This window comes from Novosphingobium sp. BF6 (assembly GCF_058273105.1).
Genome location: NZ_CM177775.1, coordinates 2,726,978 through 2,753,701, shown reverse-complemented (window position 1 = coordinate 2,753,701; position 26,724 = coordinate 2,726,978). Strand labels below are relative to the sequence as shown.

Genomic DNA, 26,724 nt, shown 5'->3' with positions numbered 1-26,724 from the left:
CTTTGGGGGGGAACCTCGCGGCACCGGGGCAGGTTGTGCAGGGTCGAAGGAGTCATGCATGTTCAAGTCGATAGCCGTGGCCGCGCGGGACCGGGGGCGGATGGCCGAAGTCTCGGCGGTGATCGCCCGGTTCGGGCTGGACTCGCTGGCGGTGCGCCTCGGGATCGGAGAAGGAGAGGCGGAAGCGGGCGCCGAACCGCGCGATCTGCCGACCCGCACGCGTAAGGCTCTGGAGGCGCTCGGGCCGACTTATGTGAAGCTCGGCCAGATCCTCGCCACCCGGCGCGACCTGTTGACCGATCCGTGGATCGCCGCGTTCGAGCAGCTTCAGAGCGATGCCCGGCGCATTCCCTTCGAGGACCTCCGCAGCGACGTGGAAGCCGCGCTGGGTGGTCCGCCGGAAAGCGTCTTCGCCTATTTCGAAACCGAGCCGCTGGCCGCTGCCTCGATCGCGCAAGTCCACCGGGCGCGGTTGCAGGACGGCACCGAAGTCGTGGTGAAGATCCGCCGCCCCGGCATCCGCGCGCGGATGGAGGCGGACCTGAGGCTCATGCGCCACCTCGCCGCGCTGGCCGAGGCACGCAGCGCGGCGGTACGCCGGATGAAGCCCGCCGCGATGATCGAGCAATTGGGGCGCGAGATTCTCGACGAACTCGATTTCACCCATGAAGGCCGCAATGCCGATCTGCTGCGCGCCGATCTCGCCGCGCTGGAGCGGGTCTCGGTGCCGCGCATCCACTGGGAATGGACCGGCGAGCAAGTGCTGGTCATGGACTACGTGGCAGGCATTCCCCCGCGCGATCCCGAGGCGCTCAAGGCGGCGGGCATCGATCCCTCGCGCATCGCGTTGCTCGGTGCGGAACTGGTGCTGGAGATGGTGCTCGTCAACGGCCGCTTTCATGCCGATCCGCACCCCGGCAACCTGCTGTGCCTTGCCGGTGACGGACTGGCCCTGCTGGATCTCGGCTCGGTCGGCTTCGTCAGCCCGCGCCGCCAGCACGAGTTCCTGACCTTCATCCTCGCCTTGCGCAGCGGCGACCCCGGCGGCGTGGCGGACATGCTGGCGACATGGTCGCAAAGCGGCGACGTCCCGCGCGAGAAGCTGCTCACCGCCTCCGAGCGCCTCGTCGCGCGCCACGGCACCGGATCGCTGGTGCTGAACGCGATGGTCGCGGACTTCTTCCCCTTGCTGCGACAGGAGGGGCTGGTGCTGCCGCCCGACCTCGTGTTGATCTTCAAGGCGATGGTGACGATGGACGGGGTGCTCTCCGGCATCGCGCCGGACTTCGACTTGTCCGCAGCGCTCGGGCGGATGCGGGGCAAGCTGGTGGCCTCGCGGTTGCAGCGCCTTGCCGCGCCGGACAAGCTGGAGACGGCGCTGCTCGAACTCTCGCGCGTGGCGGAAGAAGCGCCGCGCTTCCTGCGCGCGGCCTCGGCGCGGATGGAAGCGCCGTCACCGCCGGTCCGTGACGACGGCACGGCGCGGGCGGTGAAACTGGCGGGATGGCTGATCGGCGGCGCCGTGGTACTCCACGCCGCCGCCGACCTGCTCGTTCACTGGACCTGAATTATCGGCGCACCGCGTCCGACTTGTCGCGCACGGCCTTGAATTCCGAGCCCGGCTTCCACTGCGGCCACTTGGCAGAACCCGCCAGTTCCTCGCCGATGGTGCGGATCAGCTCGACGTCCTGCACCGCGCCTTCCATCTTCCAGTCGGGCGACCAGGCGTCGCAGGCCTGGTGGTAGCACTGGCCGGTATAGGCATCGATCCAGGCCTGACCCGCCTTGACGCCGCCTTCCTTGAGGTCGGCCGCCCCGGCAAGGCCCATCATCAGCATCACCGGCACGCCGCGCTTGGCGAAGGAGAAGTGGTCGGCGCGGTAGAACAGCCCGCGCTCGGGCAGGCTCTCGACCGTCACGCGGCGGCCCTGCGTCGCGGCGACGCGCGCCATGTCGTCTTCCAGCGTGTCCTGACCCTTGCCGATCACCGTCACGTCGTTCGCGGCGCCCGCGGTCTGGAGCACGTCGATGGTGAGGTTGGCGACGGTCTTCTCCATCGGGAACACCGGGTTGGCGGCGTAGAATTCCGAACCGAGCAGCCCGCGCTCCTCCGCCGTCCAGGCCGCGAAGACGACCGTGCGCTGCGGAGCCGGCTCGCTTTTCATGACGCGGGCGATGTCGAGAATACCGGCGATACCGATGCCGTCGTCATTGGCGCCGGCGCGGTAGATGCGGCCCTGCGCATCGGGCGCGCCCTTGCCGTAGGCATCCCAGTGCGCGCCGAACATCACCACTTCGTCCTTGCGGGTAGTGCCGGGAATCTGCGCCAGCACGTTGTGGCTCATGACTTCCTCGTGGTTCACCGGAACCTCGGCATCGAAAGTCACGCCCTTCAGCTCCACCGGCTTGAAGTCCGTCCGGCGCGCGGCGACCGAGAGCTTGGCGAGATCCAGCCCCGCCGAGGCGAACAGCCGCGTCGAGGCATCGGCGGAGAGCCAGCCCTGCAACGCCAGACTGGTGAGCTTGTCGGCCTCGCGGACGATATCGTAGTTCTCGCCGCCGGGGCTGGTGACGACGTTCCAGCCGTAACCCGCGCCCGCCGTGTCATGGACGATCAACGCGCCCACCGCGCCCTGCCGCGCGGCTTCCTCGAACTTGTAGGTCCAGCGGCCATAGTAGGTCATCGTCCGACCGCCGAACTTGCCCGCGGCAGGCTCGCCCTTCTTCGCGTAGAAGTCCGGGTCGTTGATGAGGAACACCACGACCTTGCCCTTGAGGTCCATGCCCTTGAAATCGTCCCAGCCGCGCTCCGGCGCGTTCACGCCGTAGCCGACGAAGACCACCGGGGCACCGGCGATGCGCGCGGTATCGTCCGGACGCAGGGTGGAGATGTAGATATCCTTGGCAACCGTCACCGGCATCGCCCCCTTGGGGCCGGCGAACGCGAGCGTCTTCGGCGCCCCGAGCGTGGTGTGCAGCAGCGGCACCTTCTGCACCCACTGGCCGTCCGGCCCGGCGGGCTGGAGGCCGATGTCCTGGAACCGCGCGATCAGATAACCGATCGTGCGCTCCTCGCCCACGGTGCCCGGCGCGCGGCCCTCGAACGTATCCGAAGCCAGCGTCTTCACGTCGGCGACCATGCGGTCGGCGTCGATCGCTTCCTTGGCAATGGCAGAGTGGGAGGCGGTTGCGAGCAGCGCGACAATGGGCGCGAGGAGGTGCTTTGTCTTCATGGCACTCGCTTTTAGGCGGCAGGGCAGGGGAGGCAATAGAGACGTCGGTGGGGCCTCTATTGCCTCCCCGTCGCCCCCGCGAAGGCGGGGTCCCGCTGCCTTGGCAACCTTTCGCCTTGCGCGAGGGGAGCGGGATCCCCGCCTTCGCGGGGATGACGGACTTTAGGGGATAGCGAACCATGTTCAGATTTGCCGGGTTTTAACCCCACCCCGCTCAGGCTGAGCTTGTCGAAGCCCGCCCGCGACGCCAGACTTTCAACACCCGCGATGCGGCCTTTGCGGCAGAACGCAAACTCAAGGGCTGGAGCCGTGCCAAGAAGGAAGTGATGATGGCCGGGGGGTGGCTGCCGGTGCGCCAATCGGCCCGTAGCGCCACGCCGCAGGGGGCTTCGACAAGCTCAGCCTGAGCGGGTTGAGGGGGCGCTCATGGGTTGGCGATTGATACGACGCCAATGCGGGCGAGCATGATCTTTCAGCGCCTGCGCGTGAACCCCTCGACTATTTGTAGAACCCCTGACGCAGCTTCACGCCGTGCTCAAGCCAGACCTTCAGTGCCGCGAGCATGCCGGTCCAGCCTTCGCAATTGCCGAAGGCGGCTTTCATGCCCTCCGGCGTTTCCGACCAACCTTCCTCGGTGATCTGCACGAGGGTCCGTCCGTCCTCGAGCGTCTCGAAGGCCAGCGTCACCAGCGTCCGGTGCTCGCCTTCGAGATCGGGGAGGACGGCCTCCCTGTCGCCGCCCCAGCGCAGCAGGATGTGGCGGTCGGTCACCACCTCGACGACATGGACCGGGAAGGCGCCGGGAAAGTCGTGGAAATCCCAGGTGACGACGGCGCCGGTTTCAAGGCGCCCCTTCGCGCCGCCGGTGGTGAAGTATTCGGAGAGAATGGCGGGCGCGGCGACCGCTTCGAAGACTTCCGAGATGGGTCTGGCGATCCGGCCCGAGACAGTGAACTTCGGCTTCATCGTTCGTCTCCCTCGGGCCTTTACTACTGCCTGCCAGTACTGCTGCTACCGGTCTACTCGCAGCGCGAATAGTCTCCCGCACGGCAGGCGGCCACGTCGCGGCGCCATTGGGCGAGGTCGGCCTCGTAGTCGCGGCGGGCCTGGGCATAGGCGCGCGACTGTCCGGCATATTCGCGCCTGCTCGCCTGATAGTCGCGGTCGTCGTCGGCGGCGTAGTCCTCGTCGCCGTCGCCATGGCTGTCGCGATAGGCCTTCCAGCCCGAGGCGTACTGCGCGTCGCGCTTGCGGACGTAATCGAGTTGGTCGCGGTTGAGCTTGCGGATGATCGCGGCATCGCGGGCGATGTCCTCGGGCGTCATGCGATCGTTCGGATCGTCGGCCCGCGCCGTGCCCGAAAAGGCCTGCGCCGACAGCGCCAGAGTGCCCAGTGCAAGCAGGATGCGCCCAGCTTTCATGTCTGTTATTTCCGTCCCTGAAGAGTTCTTTGCGGAAAATTCTCTGACCGAGCGGTGGGTCTGAAGCAATCTCGGATGCGACAGGCCGTTGGCTGCTGCGACGAGACGCGCGGAACCTGAGGCGAATGCGGGAACCTGCCCGGGCGGAAGTCAAAAGGCCGCCGACAGGATTGCCCTGTCGGCGGCCTTCCGGGGTGGCCGGTCGAAGCCGGTTATCTGCTGCGACGGGCGACGATAGCCAGCGATGTCGGCGCGGCGGTCGCCAGTCGGTCCGGGCTCTCCTTGGCGGCCATGCGCGTCGCCAGCATGTCGTCACGGGCCGCGAAGGCGCGTTCGCGTGAGGAATCGCGGCAATCGTGGACCCAAGCGACATGGTCGAGTTGGTTGTTCTGCATCGGGCAGACTGCCCGAACAGCGATTTCCAGCCGGTTGTTCAGCGTGGCCAGGCCTTCCTGGCTGTCGAGATTGAGGTCGCCGTAGCGCACTTCACGATGCGGTACGTCCCGAAGCGAGCCGTCCTTGACGATAACGTCGGCAAGCGAAGGGGTCGCAAGGCCGGTAGCAGCCATGGCAATCATGCCGAATGCGGCGAAAGTGGTGTGAATCCTGGTCATCTGCATTCTCCCGTTGCAAGAGCGCAGCTCTCCCGGCACGAACCCCCACGGCTCGTGGCAAACGAACTGCAAAGCGACCGCTATGGATGAGGGAAGTCGTTCCCAAACAACGAATGCGCTGAGGGGTTCCGTCACGACTCCACAATCATGTATAGACTTTTGAAGTGCCCCCGCGATCACGCCTTGGCTTTCGAGAAATGTCTAGATCATTACTTGAAGTGGTAAGATCAACATTCGGCAAAAGGTGAGTCGGTATTATTTCCGGGCAGTTTCTGTATTGCGCAGAAACGTGCGGGTTTCAAGTCATCCTTGCGGTTGGATCGTCGAACGACAGAGATCGACCGATGGACGACATGGCGTCCGGTCATCCCCGCACGCGCGCGTTGCAATTCCGCGTTGCGCTCCCACATGAGCGGCTGACTTTCGCAGCGGCAACACGCCTGTCGCGGCGGGTTGCGCTTTGCGAACAAATCTGGAACACGTCACCTCCATGAGTCTCTCCCACATCACCGTCCGCGGCGCCCGTGAGCACAACCTCAAGGGTTTCGACATCGAACTTCCGCGTGAGAAGCTGATCGTCATCACCGGGCTTTCCGGTTCGGGGAAATCCAGCCTCGCGTTCGACACGATCTATGCCGAGGGCCAGCGCCGCTATGTGGAGAGCCTCTCCGCCTATGCCCGCCAGTTCCTGGAAATGATGCAGAAGCCGGATGTCGAGCATATCGACGGCCTCAGCCCCGCGATCTCGATCGAGCAGAAGACCACCAGCCGCAACCCGCGCTCCACGGTAGCGACGGTGACGGAGATCTGGGACTACATGCGCCTGCTCTGGGCGCGCGTGGGCATTCCCTATTCGCCCGCCACCGGGTTGCCGATCGAGGCGCAGACCGTCTCCAACATGGTCGACCGGGTGATGGAACTGCCCGAAGGCACCCGCGCCTATCTGCTTGCGCCGGTCGTGCGCGGCCGCAAGGGCGAATACCGCAAGGAACTGGCCGAGTGGCAGAAGGCGGGCTACACCCGCGTCCGCATCGACGGCGAACTCTACGCCATCGAGGACGCCCCCGCGCTCGACAAGAAGTACAAGCACGACATCGAAGTCGTGGTGGACCGTATCGCGGTGAAGGACGGCATCCAGACCCGCCTTGCCGACAGCTTCGAACAGGCGCTGAAGCTGGCCGAAGGGCTGGCCTATATCGACCTAGCCGACGGCGTCGTTCCCGGCCGTGAAGCGGAAGGGCCAGAGGCAAAGGGCGCCAAGAAGACGCTCAAGGGCACCGGCCTGCCGCCGAACCGCATCGTCTTCTCCGAAAAGTTCGCCTGCCCGGTCAGCGGCTTCACCATCGAGGAGATCGAGCCGCGCCTGTTCTCGTTCAACGCCCCGCAGGGTGCCTGCCCGGCCTGCGACGGTCTGGGCGAGAAGCTGCTGTTCGACCCGCAGCTGGTGGTGCCGAACGAGCATCTCAGCCTCAAGCAGGGCGCCATCGTACCCTGGGCCAAGTCGAACCCGCCTTCGCCTTATTACATGCAGGTGCTCTCCAGCCTGGCCGAGCACTTCGGGTTCGACCTCACCACGCCGTGGGACGCGCTCTCGCCCGAAGTGAAGATCGTCATCCTCTACGGCACCGCGGGCAAGGCCGTGCCGCTGACGTTCAAGGACGGCAAGAAGGAATATACGGTCAACAAGCCGTTCGAGGGCGTGATCGGCAACCTCAACCGCCGCATGATCCAGACCGACTCTGCCTGGATGCGCGAGGAACTGTCCAAGTTCCAGACCGCGCAGCCCTGCGAGACCTGCGAGGGCAAGCGCCTCAAGCCCGAAGCGCTTTCGGTTAAGATCGCGGGCAGCGACATCGCCGATGCCGCGCGCCTTTCGGTGGCGGACGGCTTCGCGTGGTTCGGGGAGCTTGAGGGCAAGCTCACCAGCCAGCAGCAGCAGATCGCCAAGGCCATCCTCAAGGAAATCAACGAGCGCCTCGGCTTCCTCAACAACGTCGGGCTGGACTACCTCAACCTCGACCGTACCAGCGGCACCCTGTCCGGCGGCGAGAGCCAGCGCATTCGCCTTGCCAGCCAGATCGGCTCGGGCCTGTCGGGCGTGCTCTACGTGCTCGACGAACCCTCGATCGGCCTCCACCAGCGCGACAACGACATGCTGCTGGAAACGCTCAAGCGCCTGCGCGACCTCGGCAACACCGTGATCGTCGTCGAACATGACGAGGACGCGATCCGCACCGCCGACCATATCGTCGACCTCGGCCCCGGCGCCGGTGTCCACGGCGGCGAAGTCGTGGCCGAAGGCACGCTGAAGCAGGTGCTGAAAGCCAAGAACAGCCTCACCGCTGCCTACCTCAACGGCACCCGCAAGATCGAGGTGCCGACCACCCGCCGCAAGGGCAACGGCAAGCAGATCGTGGTCGAGAACGCCCGCGCCAACAACCTGAAGAACGTGACGGCGCAGTTCCCGCTCGGCACCTTCTGCTGCGTTACCGGCGTCTCCGGCTCGGGCAAAAGCTCGCTCACTATCGACACCCTGCAAGCGGGCGCCGCGCGCCAGCTCAACGGTGCGCGCGTCGTCGCCGGGGCGCATGACCGGATCACCGGGCTTGAACACTGCGACAAGGTGATCGAGATCGACCAGTCCCCCATCGGCCGCACCCCGCGCTCCAACCCCGCCACCTACACCGGCGCCTTCACCCAGATCCGTGACTGGTTCGCCGGGCTGCCGGAATCGGAAGCACGCGGCTACAAGGCCGGGCGCTTCAGCTTCAATGTCAAGGGCGGCCGCTGCGAGGCCTGCCAGGGCGACGGCCTCATCAAGATCGAGATGCACTTCCTGCCCGACGTCTACGTCACCTGCGAGGAATGCCACGGCAAGCGCTACAACCGCGAAACGCTGGAAGTGAAGTTCAAGGGCCACTCCATCGCCGACGTGCTCGACATGACGATCGAGGACGCGGAAGAGTTCTTCAAGGCCGTGCCGCCGATCCGCGATAAGATGCACATGCTGAACGAAGTGGGCCTCGGCTACGTCAAGGTCGGCCAGCAGGCGACCACGCTGTCCGGCGGCGAGGCGCAGCGCGTCAAGCTCGCCAAGGAACTGGCCCGCCGCTCCACCGGCCAGACGCTCTACGTGCTGGACGAGCCGACCACCGGCCTCCACTTCGAGGACGTGCGCAAGCTGCTCGAAGTGCTCCACCGCCTTGTCGAACAAGGCAATTCGGTGGTGGTGATCGAGCACAACCTCGATGTCATCAAGACCGCCGACTGGATCATCGACATGGGCCCGGAAGGCGGCGTGCGCGGCGGCGAGGTGATCGCGGCCGGGACGCCGGAGGATATCGTGAAGGTGAAGAAGTCCTTCACCGGGCATTATCTGAAGCCGCTGCTTGATGTGGGGAAGTGACGGCCCGATGTTCACTTCTGCGACTTGGAATTTGCTGAATAAATTTTAATTGTGATTCGCGCGCGCATGTGCGTGTCGTCATGATGGGGGCAATATGCTGGGGCTAATTGCTCGTTTTTTATTCACTGCCACGGCTTTGGCTCCGGTCGGCGGAATATACTCTTATGCCCTGGTAAAAGAGGGTGCGCTGCGAGCCGGATACGTGGTTGGGGGAGTGAGTATTGCTTTAGTTTGCGTGGCTGCTTATTTTCTTTGGTGGTGTCGAAATAATATTCAAATTTCATCCGTCAATCTCAATAACGTGGAGATTGCTGACCAAGAAAATATAGCGTTCCTTCTGTTGTACATATCTCCTCTTTTTAGTGATTCGGTGAAAAATTTAAATTTCTCCATAGCAATTCCGGTTTTAATAGTATTTCTGGCCGTTGTTGTATGTGGTAATAGTTATCATTTCAATCCATTATTGAATATTGCTGGCTGGCATTTTTACAAGGTGAGCACTGCCGATAATGTTGGCAGGGTGTTGATAACCCGACGGAATATACGAAATGTTCTTGGCTCCGCTCGCGTTGTGCAGTTAACTGACTACGTGATTATGGAGGTGTAAGCCGTGGGAAACCTGTATTGTACATTTCAGCCGAGTGGGACGGATGAGGTGCGTTTAATACAGGTTAATCGTGATCTGCAGGAGGAGTTGGCTTCTCGCTTCGCGTTTATGGAAGAGAATTTCTACGAAGGCATTGAGGAGCACATCGGATTTGATGGAGGCTATCGTCCCGATGACAACCAAATGCTTCAAATGCCGCTCACAGCAGAAATGAATTCCGTGGTCGGCCAAATGGATTCAGGCTCTATTGGTCGGGATGAATATGACCCGGAGGCCGTTCTACCTGATGAGATACGCGCGCTATTCTGGCATTATGAAACAGGTGGCTACAAGCGAGTGGCTATCCAAAATTTCACTAAAGCACAGGCAGTGTCCCGTCGTGGCATGCTGATCTCTTGGGGCGGCAGGAAGACTTTTGAAAAATTTTTGGAGCCTGCCATTCTCATCGGCAATAAAATTGACGGTGTAATTTGGTCTGGAAGATTTGAATTTAAAAGTTTCCATGCTGCCAAGCAAATTTTTGATCTCAGGGACGTGTATAGAGAGGCGACTAACGAAGAAGTTGTGCAATTTTCTGAGATTTCTGCGTTATCTATAGAAGATCAGGGTGAGTTTGTTTCGAAGTTAAATAGTACGCAGCGTAAATTGATATTTGCCATAAATAGATCGGATATTTTTGATAGATTTACCGTTAGTGAAATATTGGATAAAACTAGCGGGACAAAATTGAAAATAGATTCGGAAAACAACCGTATTATTCTGCCAAAAGGTCGGGATTTGACTCATGTTTTGAGGTTTCTCGACAATGGTGTGTATTGCTCGCCTATGGATAATGAGACGTATGTCTCGAATAGCCACAGGAAAATGCGCTGAAGACGTATCGGTTAATTTATATTTTCCTACACATCCCTACATGCGATAAATGATCCGGTTCACCCCGGCGCGGCTGCGCCGGGGCTTTGGCTCCAATTCTGGGAGTGAACCATGTCCGACCATTCGAACTCATCGTATCCCACGGCTGCCGGGCGGGGGTGGATTCCAGCTTCTCGGGATATCGGGTTGCCGGGGGAGGCCTTTACGCGCGGGCTAGGTGGGCACCTGGCTGAGGGCGATCCCGGCTTTCGCCGGGATGACGAAGAAGGTGGCGCTCCGGCCTGCGAGGATGGGCTGGACGAGGCTCTCAAGGAGGGCGCTCCGGGTCGGCGGGGCGTGACGGAAAGGGTCGGGGAGCGCGAGGGCGATGGCCCTCGCACTTCTCCTTCTTCTTCAACCCTGGATGACTCGCGCTGGTCTCCCGCGCGGAAGGTTCGGTTTCTGCATTATCTGGCCGAGAAGGGCGATGTGCGGGCGGCGGCTGCGCGGGTGGGGATGTCGCGGCAGTCGGCTTATGTGTGGCGGCGGCGGGATACCGCTTTTGCGCTCGGGTGGGAGGCGGCGTTGGGGCTGGCGCGGCGGCATGTCGAGGAAGTGCTGGCGACGCGGGCGCTCGACGGGGTGGAGGAGCCGGTCTTTTACCATGGCGAGCAGGTGGCGGTGCGGCGGCGGTATGACGCGCGGCTGTTGCTGGCGCATCTGGCGCGGCTGGACCGGGCGGCGGAGGGCGGTCTGGCCGAGCGGTTCGATGAAGTGCTGGCGGTGGTCGCGGGCGAGGGGCCGGTGGAGCTGGTGCCGGTTTCGGCGGAACTGCTGCCTCCGGCGCGGGAGGATTACGCCGAGGCGGCGGGGGCCTTGCTTCAGGACGAGGCGGACCGGCAGTGGGAGCAGGCCGTGGCGGCGGGCGAGGCGGGGCCGGAGGACGAGCCTGAAGCGCGCGTGGCGGTCTGGCGGGAGGTGGCGGCGCGGGACTGGGACGGCTGGCGTCGGCGCGCGGCGGGGGAGGTCGATGCGGTGGTGGCGGAGGCCTGCGGAGACTTGCCGCCGATGGAGTTCAAGTCGCTGGGCGGGAGGCGCGGGTTTTTTCGCTCTGGACCGTGTAAACCGTGTCAACCTGCGGAGGGCAGGGTCGGTGATTTGCAGCTCGGCCGGGAACCCGATGCGGGGTGCGATGTTATCATGGGTGAAGGTCGGCGCGGTGCTTCCCCCACCCCCTCCGTTACCGCGTCGGCCTTCTCTTTTTCAGAGATTTGCGCGGGTTACTCGTCTTCGGTGAGGACGGCGAGTTCGACTTTGCCGGAGCCCATGCGGGCGATGCCGATTTCCTTCGCGGCGGCCTCGGAGAGGTCGATCACGCGGTTGGAGTGGAACGGGCCGCGGTCGTTGACGCGGACCATGACGGAATCGCCGGTCAGCGCGTTGGTGACGCGCAGCTTGGTGCCGAAGGGCAGCGAGGGATGGGCGGCGGTGAGGTCGTCCGGGTTGAAGCGTTCGCCGCTGGCGGTACGGGCGCCGCGGAGCGAGTGGCCGTAGAAGCTGGCAGTGCCGCCCTTGATCGCCTCGAAGTCCTGCTCAAGCGATTGCGGCAGCGCGGCGACGGGCGCGGTGGCTGCGGGCGCGGCGATGATCGCGGCGGGCGCGGATGCCTCGGCAGCGGCCTTTGCGGGCGCCAGCTTCGACTCGGCGATCGCCGAGGAGGCCGGCGCTACCAGCATGGCAGCGGTGGCAAGAGCAAAGCCGATGCGCGCAAGTCGCTGGGCTTTATGCGGTTGGTTGTGCTTCCCCGTCATGGCGAGGACTCCTACAGGCAGTTCGTCGCTCTGGGGACCCATGCAAAAGCGGCCCGTCGCACTTTGGCAACGGGCCGCCGGATGTCGTTAAGACGTTGAAAGGATTCGGGAGGCCGAATCCGGGGGCGCTTACTTCGCGTCGCGCTGGGCGAGCAGGCGGAGTCGCAGGGCGTTCAGCTTGATGAAACCGGCCGCGTCCTTCTGATCGTAGGCGCCGGCGTCGTCCTCGAACGTGACGTGGCGTTCGGAGTAGAGCGAGTCCGCCGACTTGCGGCCGACGACCGAGGCATTGCCCTTGTAGAGCTTCAGGCGAACGGTGCCGTTCACGCGCAGCTGCGAGTGGTCGATGGCGGCCTGCAGCATTTCGCGTTCCGGCGCGAACCAGAAGCCGTTGTAGATGAGCTCCGCGTACTTCGGCATCAGCTCGTCCTTGAGGTGCGCGGCGCCGCGGTCGAGCGTGATCTGCTCGATGCCGCGGTGGGCGCGGGCGTAGATCTCGCCGCCCGGCGTCTCGTACATGCCGCGCGACTTCATGCCGACGAAGCGGTTCTCGACGAGGTCGAGGCGGCCGATACCGTGCTTGCGGCCAAGCTCGTTGAGCGCGGTGAGCAGCGCGGCGGGGCTCATGGCCACACCGTTGAGCGCGACGCCGTCACCCTTCTCGAAGTCGATCGTGATGTATTCCGGCGCGTCCGGCGCGTCTTCGGGGTTGACCGTGCGCGAGTAGACGTAGTCGGGGGTCTCTTCCCACGGATCTTCCAGAACCTTGCCTTCGGACGAGGTGTGGAGGAGGTTGGCGTCGGTCGAGAACGGGCTTTCGCCGCGCTTGTCCTTGGGGACGGGGATCTGGTGCTGCTCGGCCCAGGCGATGAGCGCGGTGCGGCTGGTCAGGTCCCACTCGCGCCAGGGGGCGATGACCTTGATGTTCGGATCGAGCGCGTAGGCCGAGAGTTCGAAGCGGACCTGGTCGTTGCCCTTGCCGGTGGCGCCGTGCGCGACGGCATCGGCGCCGGTCTCGTGGGCGATCTCGATCAGGCGCTTGGAGATGAGCGGGCGGGCGATCGAGGTGCCGAGGAGATAGTCACCTTCATAGCGGGCATTGGCGCGCATCATCGGGAAGACGAAGTCGCGCACGAATTCCTCGCGCAGGTCGTCGATATAGATGTTCTCGTCCGGCAGGCCCATCAGCTTGGCCTTGGCGCGGGCGGGTTCGAGTTCCTCACCCTGACCGAGGTCGGCGGTGAACGTCACCACTTCGCAGTTGTAGGTGACCTGAAGCCACTTGAGGATGACGCTGGTGTCGAGGCCGCCGGAGTAGGCGAGGACGACCTTCTTGATGCTGTCGGACATGGGCGCGGGCTCCGCAGGAAAGGGCATGGATTCGGGACGCGCGCCTATCAGCACGCGCCCCCTTGCGCAATGAAGGAAAGGTCCGGGAAGGAAAGCGCCGGGCCTATTCGGCCAGCAGCGCCTTTTCCGCGACGCCCATGTAGTCGCGGGTGAGCGGCAGGGCGTGACGGCTGCGAGCGTACTGGATCTGGTAGTTGCACATGCCGCCGCTTTCAAAGGCGGCGGTGGCGCCTGCGAGGTAGAAGATCCACATCCGGTAGAAGCGTTCGTCCATGAGATTGACGATGGCTTCCTTGTTGGCGACGCAGCGCTTGTACCATTCGCGCAACGTGAGCGCATAGTGGAGGCGCAGGTTCTCGACATCGGTGGCTATCAGGCGGAACTTCTCGCTCGCCGCCACGGTCTCGCTGAGGGCGGGGATGTAGCCGCCGGGGAAGATGTACTTGCGGGTGAAGGCGTCGGTCGAGCCGGGGCCGCCCATGCGGCCGATCGTGTGCAGCAGCATCACGCCGTCGTCGGTGAGCAGGTTGCCGACGGCCTTGAAGAACTGGCCGAACTGGGCCTGCCCGACATGTTCGAACATGCCGACCGAGACGATGCGGTCGAACTTCGCGCCGCGCGCGGCGAGGTCGCGGTAGTCGACGAGTTCGAAGGTGACCTTGTCCGCCACACCGGCCTGTTCCGCGCGCTCGCGGGCGAGGGCGAGCTGTTCCTCACTGAGGGTGATGCCGAGCACCGAGGCTCCGGCGTGCTTGGCGAGGTAGATCGCCATGCCGCCCCAGCCGCAGCCGATGTCGAGCACCCGCTGGCCCGGCTCGAGCGCCAGCTTGGCGGCGATATGCGCGAGCTTGGCGGTCTGCGCCTGCTCCAGCGTCATATTGGCGGGATCGGGCCAATAGGCGCAGGAATACTGCATGTGCTCGATATCGAGGAACAGGTTATAGAGGTCGTTGCCGATATCGTAGTGGTGGGCGATGTTCTTCTTGGCGCTGGCCGCCTTGTTGATGCCGTCGACGAGCGTGACGACTTTGCCCTTCAGCTTCTTGAACGCGGTATGTTCGTGAAGCTCGCCGCCCTTGTCCCACTTGGCATTGGCGCGGATCAGTTCGACCATCTCCATGATGTCGCCCTGCTCGATGACGAGCTGGCCGTCCATGAAGGCTTCCGCCGCGCCCAGGCGCGGATCGGTGAGAATGCGGCGTTCACCGGCCTTGTCGGTGAAGCGGATGCGGACTTCGGGGAAGCCGGGGGTGGATGTGCCGAAGCGTTTGACGCTGCCATCGGGGCGGACGACCTCCAACACGCCCTGACGGACGCCGCGCTGGAGGAAGTGATCGAGAATTCCCATTACCATCAACCATTTGTGAAGGGGGCTTCGGCCCGGTGCAAGAAGGTTCGCTTGCCCTATGCGCAAGCGATGCGACGGAATCGTTACTGGCGTGCGAGGAAAAGAACGTCGCGCGGCTGCGCGAGGAGATGCTGGCCGGAATCGACGTAGAGCGTTTCGCCGCTTGCCAGCCAGCCTTGCGAGAGGAACAGGGCGGCCGAGGCAACGTCGTCCGGGGTGGTCTTGCGGCCCAGCAGGTTCATGCGGTGCGAGACTTCGGTTTCCGCCTCGGTCTGGTCGTGGCTGGCGAGGATCGCGCCGGGGGCGAGGCCGTAGATCCGGTCGTCCTCGTGGGCGCGGGCCATCGACAGCATCGGGATCGTCGCGGCCAGGGCGTGCTTGCTCATCGTGTAGGAGAAGAAATCCGGGTTCGGATTGAGCAGCTTCTGGTCGGTGACGTGGATCACCCGCCGCCCGCCTTGGGCGCGGGCATGGGCGAGGAAAGCCTGTGCCAGCCGGGCCGGGGTTCCGGCATTGACGCGCATCGCTTTCTCGAACGTGTGCGGATCGAGCGTCTGGGCGGTGTCGAGGTCGAACATCCCCGCGCAGTTCACCAGCACGCGCCAGTCGGGCAGGCGGGCGGCAAGCTCTTCCACCATGGCGGGACCAGCATGCCAGTCGTTCAGCTCGCAGCCGACGATTTCAGATGACGGCAGCTCCGCCGCCAGCGCTGCGGCCTGATCCCGCGAATGGCCGTAGTGGATGACGACGTGCCATCCCGCGGCGCCGAACATGCGGGCGATGGCCGCGCCGATCCGCTTGGCACCGCCGGTTACCAGCATGGCCGGCCGCTCGCTCATCGCGTTGCCGCCATGGCGTCAGGTTGACACGGTTTACACGGTCCTGGGAGAAAATTCCCGTCGGCCCTGGCGTCTGGTCCGGTTCGGCAGGTCTGGCGACGCGGCGGGAGAGGTGGGCAAACGATCATTGCGGGCATAGGAGCACAGACCGGGCCTGTAGGAAAGGCCTCTCCGCATAATCATATACTTCCGTTTAGGGCCTGCATGGATTGAAACCCCACAGGACCCAGGGCGATTATCCCGCGAGCGAGGGCACCGGCTTGGTCGCGGTGCCTGCGCTGCGCAGCCGCGCGGGCATGCCGGTCACGGCCTGGTGACGCAATGCGAAGTCGGCGGCGTAGAAGCGGTGCAGGAAGTCGAGCTGACGGGGTGTCGGGCGCCGGTCGGTTTCGTGTCCGCCAGTTTCGCTGCTGCGGTTGAAATCGGGCAAGGTGGAGAGTTCCTCGCGGCCGAGGCGCTTGCCGATCTCGCCGATCTGTTCGTAGGGGATCAGCCGGTCGACCGCCGAACGGCCCTGGGCGTCGAGCACGTACCAGCTTTGGGGCCGGAAGATATGATCGATGCCGAAGGGCGAGCGCGCCTCGGCAAGATGATCGATGGCGTCGTCGATCGTCCGGAACGTGGCGTAACGCTCGCGGAAGGGCGCGGAGACGGTGCGGTGGCGGGTGCCGCCGGTGCGGGCATAGCGGAAGGCGGAAAGGAAGCGGTCGATCGGATCGCGGACGAGCGCGAAGCTGGGCAGGGCCAGCAGGTCGGGCGCGGCCTTGGCGTAGTACCGGATCGAGCAATGCTTCATCTGGGCGCCGTAGAGACGGTCGCAGATCGAGGTCCCGGCGTTCTTGGGGACGTGGATGAACAGCAGGCCGCTATCGCGGATGCGGTCAAGGCGGCGGCGCCGCTTGCCATCCAGCCAGGGGCGCAGGCCGTGGTGGGAAAGTCGTTCGGGAATATCGCTCACGAGGCTTACGCCGAAGGCCGATGCGAAGAGGCGGTTGACGCCGGTGGTGCCGGTAGTCCGTTCGAGATCGAGAGCCATGGGCCGAAGGCTTAGGCCTATCCCGTCGCCGGGAGATTTCGAAATATTTCAATCGTGGCAGGTATCGGACGCGCCGCCGCGAGCGGCGGCGCGTCGTGGTTTTCCGTAGATCAGCGGCAGCGGGGGCGGCTGTTGTTGCGGTCGATCGAACGGCCGAGCAGGGCACCGGCGCCCGCACCCAGGATGGTGCCGGTGGCACGATCGCCGCGCGTGTCGATGGCGCGACCGGCCAGGGCACCGGCGACGCCGCCGATCAGCAGGCCGGTGGTGCCGTTCGACTTCTTGCAACGATAGCGGCCGTCGTTGCCGCGCCAGTAGCGGACGCCGTTGTCGGTGCGGTGGTAGCGGCGGCCGTGATCGCGGGCTTCGGCGACTTCGGTGACGGCGAGCGTGGCGGGAACGGTGATAGCGGCCAGCAGGGCTGCGGTGATGGCTTTGCGCATCTGAAAATCCTTCCGAGTTGAATGTCTTGACGACCGGGCTCCGCCTTTCCACCGGGCGCCAAAACGGAGGATGAACATTTGCGTCAATTTAACGATACACGCCGAAGCGGGGCCTATCGTAGACGAAAGGTTCCGGTCTCAGCTTGGCAACTTTCCGAAGGGCAGCAACTTGCGCGCCAAGGTCGCCGCCGTCCTGGCGTCGCCCGCGCGTAGCGACGGAAGGATAGCGAGGGCGCCGCGCTTCATCTGGGCGTCGAGCGGAGTGGGGGTGGGCGCCTTGGCGGCGGCTTCGGCCCAGCGCCGGACCTGGGCGATGTCCGCCGGGTCCTTGCGAATCTGCATGAGAGCGGCGAGGCCCGGATAGAAGGCACGGTCTCCGCCGAGCGAAACCGCGCGGGTGAGCGCGGTTTCGCCCGTCTGGGTCTTTGCGCCCAGGGCGGTGCGGGCGAGGAAGCCGCCAAGCTGGTCGATCGCGTCGAGATGCCAGCCCGCGATCACCATCTGCGCTTCGGCATCGCGCGGGTTCTGGGCCGCGAGCTTTTCGAAGATGCCGAGCGCGGCGCGGGCGTCCGATCGGCTGCGGGTGAGCTTGGCGCGGTAGCCGATGGCGATTCCGCGCTGGAGTGTCGCTTCGTGGTCGCCGGGGCGGGCGGCCAATATCCTGTCGGACGCAGCGATTGCCTGGCCGATCAGGGCAAGCGCCTTGGCCTTGTCCGGCGCCTGGAAGGCTGCGGCCGTCAGCAATTCGCGCGGCGTGTCCGCCATCGCCGGGGACGAGGAAACGGTATATATCGCGCAGAGGGCGATCAGCGTCGGACGGTACACGCACTCTCCTTGACTGGAAGGAGGCGGCACGATGACCGATGATCGCGGCAGAGGCCAGCCCCTATCGCCCGCTCGATGGCCAAGACTGTGTCGGTGCACACGAATTTGTCGTCGGGAAACGTTGTCTTACAAAACTTATCGCCTTGCCCGCGCATGCAGTGCCTCCGCGCGAGGTCGCGGATTTCGATAAAAAGCGCAGTTTTTCAAGGCCTATCGAGCGTTTCCGGATCGCATCCCGCGGCCTGCGGCTCTCCCTTACGTATAATTACGAATGGCGTTGAGAGCGATCTGTTAACTATCCGGATCTATCGGGCCTAAGGGGTTAAACGGGGTTCTTTCGAAATGAAAAGCCAGGGCTTGCGCAGTGTCGCTGCCGGGACGGGGCTGTCGGTGGCGGCGACCCTGCTGTTGCTGCAACTGGCGGCCTGCCTGCCCGGCTTCGCGATGCCGGTGCAATTGCTGGTGCTCGGCGTGGTCGTGGCGCTGGCCGTCTCGGCGCCGGTCTGCATCGTGCTGATGCGCCAGCAACTCAGGATCGCGGCGCTCCATGGCGAACTGGCCCAGGCGTTCAAGCGGCTCGAACGCACGTCCCGCGTCGACGGCATGACCGGGCTGATCAATCGCGATGTCTTCATCGAAATGACGCGCGACGTCATGGCGGATCGCGATGGCTGGCTGATCGTGGCGGACGTGGACCATTTCAAGCAGATCAACGACGATTTCGGCCACGGCGTGGGCGACCGTGTACTGGTCGCGATCGGCAACACGATCCAGCACAACCTGCGCGCCGGAGACTTGTGCGGGCGGCTCGGCGGCGAGGAGTTCGGCCTGTTTCTTCATGCCCGCAGCAGCCGCGAGGCCCATGCCGCTGCCGAGCGCCTGCGCCGGGCGGTGGAGCAACTGGCCGTCTCGACATTCGCCGGGGGCGAGGTTGCACCCACGCTGAGCCTCGGTGTGGCGGCGACGCGGGGGCTGTCGCTGCCGGAGGCGATGCGGCGGGCCGACGAGGCGCTCTACGATGCCAAGCGGCAGGGGCGGAACCGGACGGTCTCTGCTGCCGATCCTTCCGCCGACAATCATCTGCGGCTGGTGACTTCCGGAAAAGCCTGACGACAAAGAAAACGGCGCGCCATGGACGGATGGCGCGCCGTTTTTTCGTCCTGTCGTGGGTCAGCGCCTCAGCGCCTCAGCGGCACTTCACTTCGCCGCGATCGATCTCCCGACCCAGCAGGCCGCCGGCGACGCCGCCGATGATCGCGCCGAGGGTCTGGTCGCCGCGACCGGCGATCGTGTGCCCGGCCAGTGCCCCGGCACCGGCGCCGATGATCAGGCCGGTGGTGCCGTTGTCGCGCTTGCAATAGTAGCGCCCGTCGTTGCCGCGCCAGACGCGGTCGTTGCGGCCGAGGCGGCGGGGTTCGCGATAGCGGCCGCGATTGTCGTAACGGTTGCGTTCGTACCGGTCCCGGTCGTAGCGGCCGTGGTTGTCATGACGGTCGCGGCGCCAGTCCTGGGCGGCTGCGGGGGTGGCAAGCGGGAGAACCAGGGCGGCCATGGCAAATGCCAAAAGGGTCTTTTTCATCGCGGTGTCCTTCCTGAGAACCTGTTTTCGTGACGGCATAACGAACCGAATGCGCCCTTGCTCCACAACCTCGAATGAACCACGGGAATTGCCTTGGAAGCCGCATGTCGCCTCGACGTCGCAACCGTGCAAAAATAGCGCCAAATGATGGGAATTGAAAGGGAATGCGGATCATGACACTCGATCTTGTCGATGTCTTCGGCTCCGGCTCGCTGACCGGGAATCCGTTGGCGGTCGTGCATGGAGGCGAGGATCTGGATGCGGCGGCCATGCTGCGGATCACGCGCTGGCTGGGCTTTTCGGAGACCACGTTCCTGCTGCCGCCGACCGACCCCGCGGCTGACTACCGGGTGCGGATCTTCTATCCGGCGGGCGAACTGCCATTCGCCGGGCATCCGACGCTGGGCAGCGCCCATGCCTGGCTGGCGGCAGGCGGGACTCCCAAGGCTGCGGGCACAGTGATCCAGGAATGCGGCATCGGTCTCGTCGAAGTGCGGCAGGAGCAGGACATGCTGGCCTTCCGCGCGCCGGACTTGCGCCGCTCGGGTCCGCTGGATGCTGCGGACCGGGCCGAGACGATCCGCCTCTGCGGCGTGGAGGAAAGCGAGGTGATCGCCGCCGTCCATGCCGCCAACGGTCCCGGCTGGAAGCTGCTGCATCTCGCATCCGCCGAAGCGGTTCTCGCCGCCGAACCGGCGCCGCGTGCACCGCTGCACACCGATGTCGCCCTGCTCGGACCCTGCGCCCCCTGCTCTCCGGCGCAGTTCGAAGTGCGCGCTTTCTTCGCCGACCCGGCGGGCCGCATGGTGGAAGACCCGGTGACGGGCAGCCTCAATGCGGCCGTGGCGCAATATCTCTTTGCCGAAGGGCTGGTTCGGGAAAGCTACGTCGCGGCGCAGGGGCGCAAGGTCGGTGCGGACGGGTTGGTGCACTGCCGACAGGAGGCCGACGGCTCGATCTGGGTTGCGGGCCGGGTCGAGACGGTCTCGGCAGGCGGGGCGCTGCCGGGACCGTTCTGACCCGCGCGTCAGTCCGGCTTCTTGGGCAGGGCGATTTCGGCACTGCCGGTGCACATCGTCTTGCCGTTCTGGTTGGTCATCAGGTGCTTGACGTGGACGAGGTGCCGGCCATCCTCGTCCACCGATTTCCCGGTGACTTCGGCGGTCTGGATCGTCACGTCGCCGGTCAGCGCCGGGCCGCGGTAATGGGCGATGGAGTGGACGACCATGCCGTGCTCGCCCGCCCAGCCCGAGAGGAAGTCCGTGACCCATGAACCCATCGAGGCGCCGTAGCCATAGCCGCGCGGCATGCCGATGCGGCGCGCGTATTTGGGGAACAGGTGCCCGCGCGAGGGGCCGTAATAGGCGCCGTCGGTAAGGGAGGGGTTCACCCGCATCATGTCGGGATCGTTCTCGTAGCCGGCCATTTCGCGGGTGAAGCCCAGCGCTTCGAGGTCGTTCTTGCGCAAGTCCATCGTCCCCCAGGTGTTGACGATGTAGGCGCGCCATTCGGTGGCGAAGCTGGCGATCGAGTGCGGTCCGAACACACGCTCGGGAAGCTGGTCGCCCACGGTGACGTCATCCCACCAGCGTTCCTTGTGGCCCAGGTCGTGGAGCATCCGCACCCAGGCGAACTTGCGGTCTTCCAGCGCGGCGATTGCCTCGTCGGTCCATTCCGGTTCGTCGAATTCCTCGGCCTTGACGGAATCGCCGCCGGCATGGGCGAGGTAGCGGATGGCAGTGGAGCGCTGCCTTGCGATCGGTTCGCCCTTCTGGTTCGCGTAATTGTTGTCGCCGCGCTGGAAGCAGGTGGGGCCGAAACCGGTTTCCTTCACGGCGTAGTCGAAGGGGATGCGGGTGTTCGTCACCACGTCGCCCGCCTCGATGCGCGGGCCATGGAACCACCATTCGTCGCCGCCAAACAGCAAGTGCGAGTTCGGGATGCAGCCTACGCAGGCAGGCGCGGCGCCGTGGCCGTCGTCGGTGGCGATGGCGAAGCTCTGCGGGGCGACGAGACGGCCCCAGCGGCTCTTCTCGAACGTGGCCGGGTCGAAATGCAGCAGGTTGGCATAATGCATGGCATGGACCCAGCGCCGGATGTCATTGTTGGCGACGGGTTCGCGCAAGGGCGAGAAGTCCATGGTCTTGCCGAGGTATTGGTCGATATCGGTGAAGTCGATCGTTGCGGTGCTCATCGCCTGGAGGTTCCTGAAAGGGGAGGGCCGAAGGGTCAGGTGGTGCGGATGCCGGTGGCGTCCTCGGCCCTGAACACCGGAATCTCCGTGTCGGCCTTCATCAGCACCAGCGGCAGCACCCGTTCGGTCGAGACCTGATAGTCGGCGTAGAAGGGGTGGCAGTCGATGAAGAAGTCCCAGACTTTCTGCCGTTCCGCGCCCTCGGGTTCGCGCCAGGTGCCCTTGAAGGCCTGGGTGGCGATCTGGAATTCCACCTCGGGATTGTCGACGAGGTTGAGATACCATTGCGGATGGGTGTCGGCGCCGCCCTTGGAGCCGCAGATCGCCACTTCGCCGCCGATATCGGCGTAGCAGAGCGGGGTGATGAAGGTCTTGCCGCTCTTGCGCCCGGTATATCTGAGCAGACAGTGCGTCGCGAACCTGCGGCCGCCGACGGGCGTGATGTCCATGATGTGGCCCTGCGCGCCGCCGGATCCGAGGTACATGTCGCGGTGCTCGGTAACCCAGTCGCGCCGGACGGCACTGATCGCCGCTGCCGTTTCGTCGCTCATGACGCGTTCCCTCTCCTGATGTCGGCGGGAGGATCGCGAATGGCGCAGCCGTGGTCCAGCGGTGATGGACCGGCAGCGGCAGGTATCACCGGGGCGTAGTTCTCGCCCCGGTGGCCAGGGTCAGGCGTTGACCTGGCGGATCAGCGGCGCCTGATTGCGCCAGGAGTCCATCCAGTCGAGCACGTCGTCATAGGGCATCGGCCTGCAAATGCCGTAGCCTTGCCCCGCATTGCAGCCCAGCGAGACCAGCAGTTCCTGCGTTTCCGGATTCTCGACACCCTCAGCCACCAGCGGGATGCCGAGGCTTTCGCAGAGCACTACGAGGCTGTTGACCAGCGACTGGTCGAAGCGGCTCTCGGTGAAGCGCGAGATGAACGAGCGGTCGATCTTGATCTCGCTGATCGCGAAATCGCGCAAGTAGCCGAACGAGGTGAAGCCCGCGCCGAAGTCGTCGATGGAAAGCGGGATCCTGTGTTCGTGCAGCCGCTCGATCACCCGCTTGGCCTGCGAGGGATTGGTGATGAGCGCGGTCTCGGTGAGTTCCAGCGTCACCCGCTCGGGGGCGATGCGGTGGCATTCGATCAGTTCGACCACGCTGTCGACGAACGTCGGTCGTTCCAGCATGCGGGCCGAGACGTTGATGGCGATGGCGGCGCCGTCCACTTTGTCCTGGATCCGCGCGAACTGGGCGAGCACGGTGTCGAGGCACTGGTTGGTGAAGGTCTCCAGCAAGGGCGATTGCTCGACCGTGCGGATGAGCTGGTCGGCGGGGATATTGCCGCTGCGCGGATGGCGCCAGCGGACCAGCGCCTCGAAGCCGAGCACGCGCCCGTCGCGCAAATCGACCTTGGGCTGCCAGTGCCATTCGAGCGCATCGTGGGCGATGGCCTGGTCGATTTCCTCCAGCATGTCCTTGGGATCGAAGGCCGGCGCGGCGGGGAGATTGTCCCGGCTGGCCACCAGCTTGTCGAGTCCGCGCTTGGCCGCATACATCGCGTCGTCGGCGGCGGAGAGCAGGCCGGTCGGCGCATAGCCGCGCTGCGGGCACATGGCGATGCCGATCGAGGCGCCGACATGGAGGATGCGGTTCTCGTGGACGATCGGCTGCTCGATCACCCGCGCCAGCTTGCCCGCGAGGCCGGTGGCGGTCTCGGTGTCCGGCACGTCCTGAAGCAGCAGGGCGAACTCGTCGCCGCCGAGCCGCGCCACCGTATCGACCTCGCGCAAGTGGCCGCGCAACCGCCGGGCGATCGTGGTGAGCACGACGTCGCCTGCGGCATGACCGAAGCTGTCGTTGATCTCCTTGAAGCGGTCGAGGTCGATCATCATCACCGCGAAGGAATTGCCGTTGCGGCGGGCGCGGGCGCAGGCCTGGCCGAGGCGGTCGAACAGCAGGGTGCGGTTGGGCAGGTCGGTCAGCGGATCGTGGAGGCTGCGGTGGGTCAGTTCCTCTTCGGTGCGGCGCAGGTCCTGCCGGTACTTGCGCCAGGCGATGCCTTCCTCGACCGAGGCGGCGACCCGTTCGGGCGAGAGAGCGCGCTTGGTCAGGTATTCGGTCATCCCCGCCTTGATCGAATCCGCCGCGACCTGTTCGTCGGCATTGCCGGTGACGGCGACGATCGGGCAGTCCTGATCGACTTCGGCGCGGATCGTCGGCACCAGATCGCGACCGTCGCCATCGGACAGGCCGAAGTCGAGGAAGACGATGTCGAGCGCGGGTTCGGCATGGCGGATGATCTGGAGCGCCTCGGCCTGCGAACTGGCCTCGATCACGTTGATCGCGCGCGGCCCGCGCTGGAGCATGCGGATCAGGCGCTCCCGGTCGACATCGTCGTCGTCCACCACGAGGGCCTGGATTTCGGTCTTGCCTTTGTAGTTGTAATCCATCGTCTCGGGTTCCTCGACTGGGCGCGGCGGGATCACGAATGCGCGATCGCGGGCAGGTTCTGCGTGGTGGCGTACTTGGTGATGAACTGGGCGAGCTGGGCGAACTGCGGCCCGACCGCCGACTTCACCATGTATCCGGCGACATGTTCGTCGTAGGCGCGCGAGCGGTCCTGATCGCGCGAGCTGGTGCTGAGGATGAACACGACGGTGCGCTTCAGCTCGGCGTCGGCGCGCAGTTCCTCCAGGAACTGGAAACCGTCCATGTTCGGCATGTTGAGGTCGAGCAGGACGATCACCGGGGTGGCGACCTGCTTGCCGGGGTGCCGTCCGCGCAGAATGTCCAGCGCCTCGCGGCCGTCCCCGGCGGTCTGGCTGCGGCAGGGGACGCCGTGGCGCCGGAAGCTGCGCAGCACGCCTTCGAGGGCGACGTCGTCGTCATCGACCACCAGCACGGTATAGTCGAACAGGGCGGTGTCGCCGTCAGTCATCCTCGTTCTCCTTCAGCAGGATTCGGGGCCAGTGAATCTCGAACGAGGCGCCGCCGAGCGGTCCGGGCGACTGCACCGTCACCATGCCGCCGTGGGCGTTGATCATGCGGCGGGTGAAGGCGAGGCCGACGCCGTCGCCGCTGGTGCCGGGCGAGGCGCGGTGGAACAGCTTGAAGATGCGGTCCTCGTTGCCGGGCGTCACGCCCTTGCCGTCGTCGTCCACGGTGAAGACCGAGAAGCGCCCCTCCTCGCGCATGGCGACGCGGATGCGGCCCGATCGCCCGCCGTGGTGCTTCACCGCATTGCCGATGAGATTGCGCAATGACGTCGCCAGCGGCGCGCGGGGGGGGGTGATATCGCCGCCTCGGATGTCGATCTCGACGGCAAAACTGTCCGGGACGAGGGCGAGGCTCAGCGCCTCGTCGACGAGATCGGCGGGGGAGAGGGTCTCGGTATGGCGGTCGCGCACCCCGGCGCGGGCGTAGTCGAGGAGGTCGTCGATCATCTGCTCGGCGCGGGCGATGCGCAGGGCGATGCGGTCGAAATTGTGGCGGACGTCTTCGCTGAGGTCGATTCCGCTCAGGTCCTCGCGGATCCACGTCACGAGATCGGCGATGCCCCGCAGCGGCGAGCGCAGATCGTGGCTGGCGACGTAGGTGAATTCCTCAAGCTGCGCATTGGTCTGCTGGAGCGCTGTTTCGCCCCGCTTGCGCGAGGATATGTCGCTGACGATCGCCATGAACATTGGTTGGGCGCCGTTTTCGAGCCGGGTCAGCGCGATCTCGACGGGGATTTCCTGGCCGGAACGGTGCAGCCCGGTCAGGTCGCGCCCCGATCCCATCATCCGCGAGCTCGGAGCGGCGACGTAGCCTTCGACATGCTGGAGATGGCCCTCGCGGTAGCGCGGCGGCAACAGCATCTCCAGCGGCTGGCCGACCAGTTCCTCGCGCGGGTAGCCGAACTCGGCGGCGAGGGCGGAATTGACCTGGACGATGCGCTGGCGGGTATCGACGACGAGCGCGCCGAGCGGCAGATTCTCGAAGATCTGGGTGAAGCGTTTTTCGGCGACGGTCTGCCGCGTCAGGCTCTGGAACCAGAGGATCGCGCGCTTGTCGAACTCGCCGGGGGAAGAGGTCAGCGTCAGTTCGACGGTCTGCTCGATGCCTTCCAGCGCCCTGATCGTGACCACGCGGGTCCAGGAGGGGCGGGCTTCCGCCGGGGCGGCGAAGAACACTTCCAGCATCTGCTGGAGAAGCTCGGCATCGTTTTGCGAAAGCCAGACGAAGGCGAGAGTAAGGCGCAGGGCGGCCGGGTCCGGCTCTCCCAGCAATGCGGCCAGCGCCGGATTCGCCCAGGAGATCACGCCCGCCTCGTCGATGATCATCGCGCCGGTCGGGGCATGGGTCAGTGCGACATGGACATCGGCCTGATTTTGAAACGCTACCGTCACGACAACTCCCTTTGCAGCGTAAGGACCGGCCTCCCGGAAAGGGCGGCGGCGTTACCATGCGACCGGGAAGTCGTGCGCATTCATGAGCGACGCGGCGATCGGACTTCCGCGTACAGGTCTAGGGAGCAGCCGTTTGCGGCTGACGAAGGAGGCTTTCCGGTTTTGCCCTTAGTTTTTGGGAAAAGCCGTCATGCGAATGAGGGAGGCGACGGGGGTGGTTATGGGAGCGTGGGCGGGCTGGGGTGAGGCGGGGTGGCAGGAGCCCCCCCTGTCCCTCAAACGCTGACGAACTTCCCCGCCTCGCGGTCCTTGCGCACCTTGAGGCCGTTGAAGACCGAGCCGTTCATCGTGATCCACACGCCTTCGGGCGCGGACTGGCAGCAGGCGAAGGCCATGCCGAGATTGAAGGTCGCATCGCTCTCGGCGAAGCGGGCCGGGGCGAGGGCACCGGTCAGCACCGTGGTCTTGCCCGGCACGTCGGCGAGGACCTTGGCGGTCTCGGTCATCGTATCGGTGCCGTGGGTGATGACGACATGGGCTTCCGGCGCCGAGGCAACGATCGCGCGGATCGCGGCGCGGTCCTCGTCGGTCAGTTCCAGGCTGTCCTTGCGCATCAGTTCGACCACGCGCACCGGATGGGCGACGCGGGCGACCTTGAGCAGCTTCTCGATCACGCTCTCGGCGATCTGGTATTCGCTGAGGGCATCGAAATACTGCTTGTCGAACGTACCGCCGGTGGTGACGACGAGGATCGGAGAGAGTGCAGGGGCCTTGTCCATGCGCGCCATTT

24 protein-coding genes are annotated in these 26,724 nt (G+C 65.1%); 6 read left to right on the top strand and 18 right to left on the bottom strand.

The genetic code is table 11. From position 1 onward, the window contains the following. Window positions 1-58 precede the first annotated feature (58 nt). A complete protein-coding gene (locus tag AC4D6D_RS13490) occupies window positions 59-1,567 on the top strand; it encodes an ABC1 kinase family protein (RefSeq protein ID WP_491325702.1) in 1,509 nt (502 codons plus the stop codon). A 1-nt stretch (window position 1,568) separates the two neighbouring features. Here AC4D6D_RS13490 and AC4D6D_RS13485 read toward each other — a convergent pair whose 3' ends face one another. The 4 genes from AC4D6D_RS13485 to AC4D6D_RS13470 form a co-directional block, all read right to left on the bottom strand. After that, on the bottom strand, window positions 1,569-3,233 hold the full coding sequence (locus AC4D6D_RS13485; RefSeq protein WP_491325701.1) for a M28 family metallopeptidase: 1,665 nt from the start codon (window positions 3,231-3,233) through the stop codon (window positions 1,569-1,571). Window positions 3,234-3,731: 498 nt separating this feature from the next. Further along, window positions 3,732-4,199, bottom strand: coding sequence for an SRPBCC family protein (locus AC4D6D_RS13480; protein ID WP_491325700.1), 468 nt, complete (start codon window positions 4,197-4,199; stop codon window positions 3,732-3,734). A gap of 53 nt (window positions 4,200-4,252) precedes the next feature. Beyond that, complete coding sequence (locus tag AC4D6D_RS13475) at window positions 4,253-4,654, bottom strand: hypothetical protein (RefSeq protein ID WP_147219002.1); 402 nt, start codon at window positions 4,652-4,654, stop codon at window positions 4,253-4,255. Between the two features lie 212 nt (window positions 4,655-4,866). Continuing rightward, entirely contained in the window at window positions 4,867-5,268 is a 402-nt protein-coding gene (locus AC4D6D_RS13470; RefSeq protein WP_491325699.1) for a UrcA family protein, read from the bottom strand. A gap of 490 nt (window positions 5,269-5,758) precedes the next feature. Here AC4D6D_RS13470 and uvrA point away from each other — a divergent pair, with 490 nt between their 5' ends. The 3 genes from uvrA to AC4D6D_RS13455 all read left to right on the top strand — a co-directional run bounded on the left by uvrA (window position 5,759) and on the right by AC4D6D_RS13455 (window position 10,154). Next, on the top strand, window positions 5,759-8,674 hold the full coding sequence (gene uvrA, locus AC4D6D_RS13465) for an excinuclease ABC subunit UvrA (RefSeq protein WP_491325698.1): 2,916 nt from the start codon (window positions 5,759-5,761) through the stop codon (window positions 8,672-8,674). A gap of 94 nt (window positions 8,675-8,768) precedes the next feature. Continuing rightward, window positions 8,769-9,281 (top strand): KwaA family protein, encoded by a 513-nt coding sequence (locus tag AC4D6D_RS13460; RefSeq protein WP_491325697.1) that lies wholly within the window; start codon window positions 8,769-8,771, stop codon window positions 9,279-9,281. 3 nt (window positions 9,282-9,284) lie between these two features. Next, the gene (locus AC4D6D_RS13455) at window positions 9,285-10,154 is read left to right on the top strand and encodes a Kiwa anti-phage protein KwaB-like domain-containing protein (protein ID WP_491325696.1); all 870 of its coding nucleotides are present in this window, start codon (window positions 9,285-9,287) and stop codon (window positions 10,152-10,154) included. Between the two features lie 1,259 nt (window positions 10,155-11,413). On the opposite strand, the gene AC4D6D_RS13450 is transcribed toward AC4D6D_RS13455, so the two are convergent. The 7 genes from AC4D6D_RS13450 to AC4D6D_RS13420 form a co-directional block, all read right to left on the bottom strand. Further along, the gene (locus AC4D6D_RS13450; RefSeq protein WP_491325695.1) at window positions 11,414-11,944 is read right to left on the bottom strand and encodes a septal ring lytic transglycosylase RlpA family protein; all 531 of its coding nucleotides are present in this window, start codon (window positions 11,942-11,944) and stop codon (window positions 11,414-11,416) included. A 129-nt stretch (window positions 11,945-12,073) separates the two neighbouring features. Next, on the bottom strand, window positions 12,074-13,294 hold the full coding sequence (locus AC4D6D_RS13445; RefSeq protein ID WP_491325694.1) for an argininosuccinate synthase: 1,221 nt from the start codon (window positions 13,292-13,294) through the stop codon (window positions 12,074-12,076). A 103-nt stretch (window positions 13,295-13,397) separates the two neighbouring features. Then, the gene (locus tag AC4D6D_RS13440; protein ID WP_491327249.1) at window positions 13,398-14,642 is read right to left on the bottom strand and encodes a class I SAM-dependent methyltransferase; all 1,245 of its coding nucleotides are present in this window, start codon (window positions 14,640-14,642) and stop codon (window positions 13,398-13,400) included. 83 nt (window positions 14,643-14,725) lie between these two features. Next, window positions 14,726-15,481: an SDR family oxidoreductase gene (locus AC4D6D_RS13435; protein ID WP_491325693.1), complete on the bottom strand. Its 756-nt coding sequence runs from the start codon at window positions 15,479-15,481 to the stop codon at window positions 14,726-14,728. A 235-nt stretch (window positions 15,482-15,716) separates the two neighbouring features. After that, window positions 15,717-16,517 (bottom strand): sulfotransferase family 2 domain-containing protein, encoded by an 801-nt coding sequence (locus AC4D6D_RS13430; RefSeq protein ID WP_491325692.1) that lies wholly within the window; start codon window positions 16,515-16,517, stop codon window positions 15,717-15,719. Window positions 16,518-16,627: 110 nt separating this feature from the next. Then, window positions 16,628-16,960 (bottom strand): glycine zipper 2TM domain-containing protein, encoded by a 333-nt coding sequence (locus AC4D6D_RS13425; protein ID WP_147215800.1) that lies wholly within the window; start codon window positions 16,958-16,960, stop codon window positions 16,628-16,630. Window positions 16,961-17,098: 138 nt separating this feature from the next. Further along, on the bottom strand, window positions 17,099-17,785 hold the full coding sequence (locus AC4D6D_RS13420; protein WP_147215798.1) for a hypothetical protein: 687 nt from the start codon (window positions 17,783-17,785) through the stop codon (window positions 17,099-17,101). Between the two features lie 342 nt (window positions 17,786-18,127). On the opposite strand from AC4D6D_RS13420, the gene AC4D6D_RS13415 reads away from it, so the two are divergent. Continuing rightward, window positions 18,128-18,895: a GGDEF domain-containing protein gene (locus AC4D6D_RS13415; RefSeq protein ID WP_491325691.1), complete on the top strand. Its 768-nt coding sequence runs from the start codon at window positions 18,128-18,130 to the stop codon at window positions 18,893-18,895. 76 nt (window positions 18,896-18,971) lie between these two features. On the opposite strand, the gene AC4D6D_RS13410 is transcribed toward AC4D6D_RS13415, so the two are convergent. Continuing rightward, complete coding sequence (locus AC4D6D_RS13410; protein WP_491325690.1) at window positions 18,972-19,364, bottom strand: glycine zipper 2TM domain-containing protein; 393 nt, start codon at window positions 19,362-19,364, stop codon at window positions 18,972-18,974. Window positions 19,365-19,537: 173 nt separating this feature from the next. Between AC4D6D_RS13410 and AC4D6D_RS13405 the strand changes: the two genes are divergently transcribed. Continuing rightward, complete coding sequence (locus AC4D6D_RS13405) at window positions 19,538-20,383, top strand: PhzF family phenazine biosynthesis protein (RefSeq protein WP_491325689.1); 846 nt, start codon at window positions 19,538-19,540, stop codon at window positions 20,381-20,383. An 8-nt stretch (window positions 20,384-20,391) separates the two neighbouring features. Here the strand turns inward: AC4D6D_RS13405 and AC4D6D_RS13400 are convergent, their stop codons facing one another. The 6 genes from AC4D6D_RS13400 to AC4D6D_RS13375 all read right to left on the bottom strand — a co-directional run bounded on the left by AC4D6D_RS13400 (window position 20,392) and on the right by AC4D6D_RS13375 (window position 26,713). Continuing rightward, the gene (locus tag AC4D6D_RS13400) at window positions 20,392-21,558 is read right to left on the bottom strand and encodes an FAS1-like dehydratase domain-containing protein (RefSeq protein ID WP_147215789.1); all 1,167 of its coding nucleotides are present in this window, start codon (window positions 21,556-21,558) and stop codon (window positions 20,392-20,394) included. Window positions 21,559-21,593: 35 nt separating this feature from the next. After that, complete coding sequence (locus tag AC4D6D_RS13395; RefSeq protein ID WP_491325688.1) at window positions 21,594-22,109, bottom strand: nitroreductase/quinone reductase family protein; 516 nt, start codon at window positions 22,107-22,109, stop codon at window positions 21,594-21,596. A 120-nt stretch (window positions 22,110-22,229) separates the two neighbouring features. Beyond that, complete coding sequence (locus tag AC4D6D_RS13390; RefSeq protein ID WP_491325687.1) at window positions 22,230-23,996, bottom strand: putative bifunctional diguanylate cyclase/phosphodiesterase; 1,767 nt, start codon at window positions 23,994-23,996, stop codon at window positions 22,230-22,232. A 32-nt stretch (window positions 23,997-24,028) separates the two neighbouring features. After that, window positions 24,029-24,484 carry a response regulator gene (locus AC4D6D_RS13385; protein ID WP_491325686.1) on the bottom strand — a complete coding sequence of 152 codons (456 nt, stop codon included), beginning with the start codon at window positions 24,482-24,484 and terminating at the stop codon, window positions 24,029-24,031. After that, the gene (locus AC4D6D_RS13380) at window positions 24,477-25,934 is read right to left on the bottom strand and encodes a sensor histidine kinase (protein ID WP_491325685.1); all 1,458 of its coding nucleotides are present in this window, start codon (window positions 25,932-25,934) and stop codon (window positions 24,477-24,479) included. The genes AC4D6D_RS13385 and AC4D6D_RS13380 overlap by 8 nt, the downstream gene beginning before the upstream one ends. 275 nt (window positions 25,935-26,209) lie before the next feature. Then, complete coding sequence (locus AC4D6D_RS13375) at window positions 26,210-26,713, bottom strand: asparaginase domain-containing protein (RefSeq protein ID WP_491325684.1); 504 nt, start codon at window positions 26,711-26,713, stop codon at window positions 26,210-26,212. Between the last annotated feature and the right edge of the window lie 11 nt (window positions 26,714-26,724).

Coding starts and splice junctions, on each gene's coding strand:
- AC4D6D_RS13490 (WP_491325702.1), top strand. CDS start 59: ATGTTCAAGTCGATAGCCGTGGCCGCGCGGGACCGGGGGCGGATGGCC.
- AC4D6D_RS13485 (WP_491325701.1), bottom strand. CDS start 3,233: ATGAAGACAAAGCACCTCCTCGCGCCCATTGTCGCGCTGCTCGCAACC.
- AC4D6D_RS13480 (WP_491325700.1), bottom strand. CDS start 4,199: ATGAAGCCGAAGTTCACTGTCTCGGGCCGGATCGCCAGACCCATCTCG.
- AC4D6D_RS13475 (WP_147219002.1), bottom strand. CDS start 4,654: ATGAAAGCTGGGCGCATCCTGCTTGCACTGGGCACTCTGGCGCTGTCG.
- AC4D6D_RS13470 (WP_491325699.1), bottom strand. CDS start 5,268: ATGACCAGGATTCACACCACTTTCGCCGCATTCGGCATGATTGCCATG.
- uvrA (WP_491325698.1), top strand. CDS start 5,759: ATGAGTCTCTCCCACATCACCGTCCGCGGCGCCCGTGAGCACAACCTC.
- AC4D6D_RS13460 (WP_491325697.1), top strand. CDS start 8,769: ATGCTGGGGCTAATTGCTCGTTTTTTATTCACTGCCACGGCTTTGGCT.
- AC4D6D_RS13450 (WP_491325695.1), bottom strand. CDS start 11,944: ATGACGGGGAAGCACAACCAACCGCATAAAGCCCAGCGACTTGCGCGC.
- AC4D6D_RS13445 (WP_491325694.1), bottom strand. CDS start 13,294: ATGTCCGACAGCATCAAGAAGGTCGTCCTCGCCTACTCCGGCGGCCTC.
- AC4D6D_RS13440 (WP_491327249.1), bottom strand. CDS start 14,642: ATGGGAATTCTCGATCACTTCCTCCAGCGCGGCGTCCGTCAGGGCGTG.
- AC4D6D_RS13435 (WP_491325693.1), bottom strand. CDS start 15,481: ATGAGCGAGCGGCCGGCCATGCTGGTAACCGGCGGTGCCAAGCGGATC.
- AC4D6D_RS13430 (WP_491325692.1), bottom strand. CDS start 16,517: ATGGCTCTCGATCTCGAACGGACTACCGGCACCACCGGCGTCAACCGC.
- AC4D6D_RS13425 (WP_147215800.1), bottom strand. CDS start 16,960: ATGCGCAAAGCCATCACCGCAGCCCTGCTGGCCGCTATCACCGTTCCC.
- AC4D6D_RS13415 (WP_491325691.1), top strand. CDS start 18,128: ATGAAAAGCCAGGGCTTGCGCAGTGTCGCTGCCGGGACGGGGCTGTCG.
- AC4D6D_RS13410 (WP_491325690.1), bottom strand. CDS start 19,364: ATGAAAAAGACCCTTTTGGCATTTGCCATGGCCGCCCTGGTTCTCCCG.
- AC4D6D_RS13405 (WP_491325689.1), top strand. CDS start 19,538: ATGACACTCGATCTTGTCGATGTCTTCGGCTCCGGCTCGCTGACCGGG.
- AC4D6D_RS13400 (WP_147215789.1), bottom strand. CDS start 21,558: ATGAGCACCGCAACGATCGACTTCACCGATATCGACCAATACCTCGGC.
- AC4D6D_RS13395 (WP_491325688.1), bottom strand. CDS start 22,109: ATGAGCGACGAAACGGCAGCGGCGATCAGTGCCGTCCGGCGCGACTGG.
- AC4D6D_RS13390 (WP_491325687.1), bottom strand. CDS start 23,996: ATGGATTACAACTACAAAGGCAAGACCGAAATCCAGGCCCTCGTGGTG.
- AC4D6D_RS13385 (WP_491325686.1), bottom strand. CDS start 24,484: ATGACTGACGGCGACACCGCCCTGTTCGACTATACCGTGCTGGTGGTC.
- AC4D6D_RS13375 (WP_491325684.1), bottom strand. CDS start 26,713: ATGGACAAGGCCCCTGCACTCTCTCCGATCCTCGTCGTCACCACCGGC.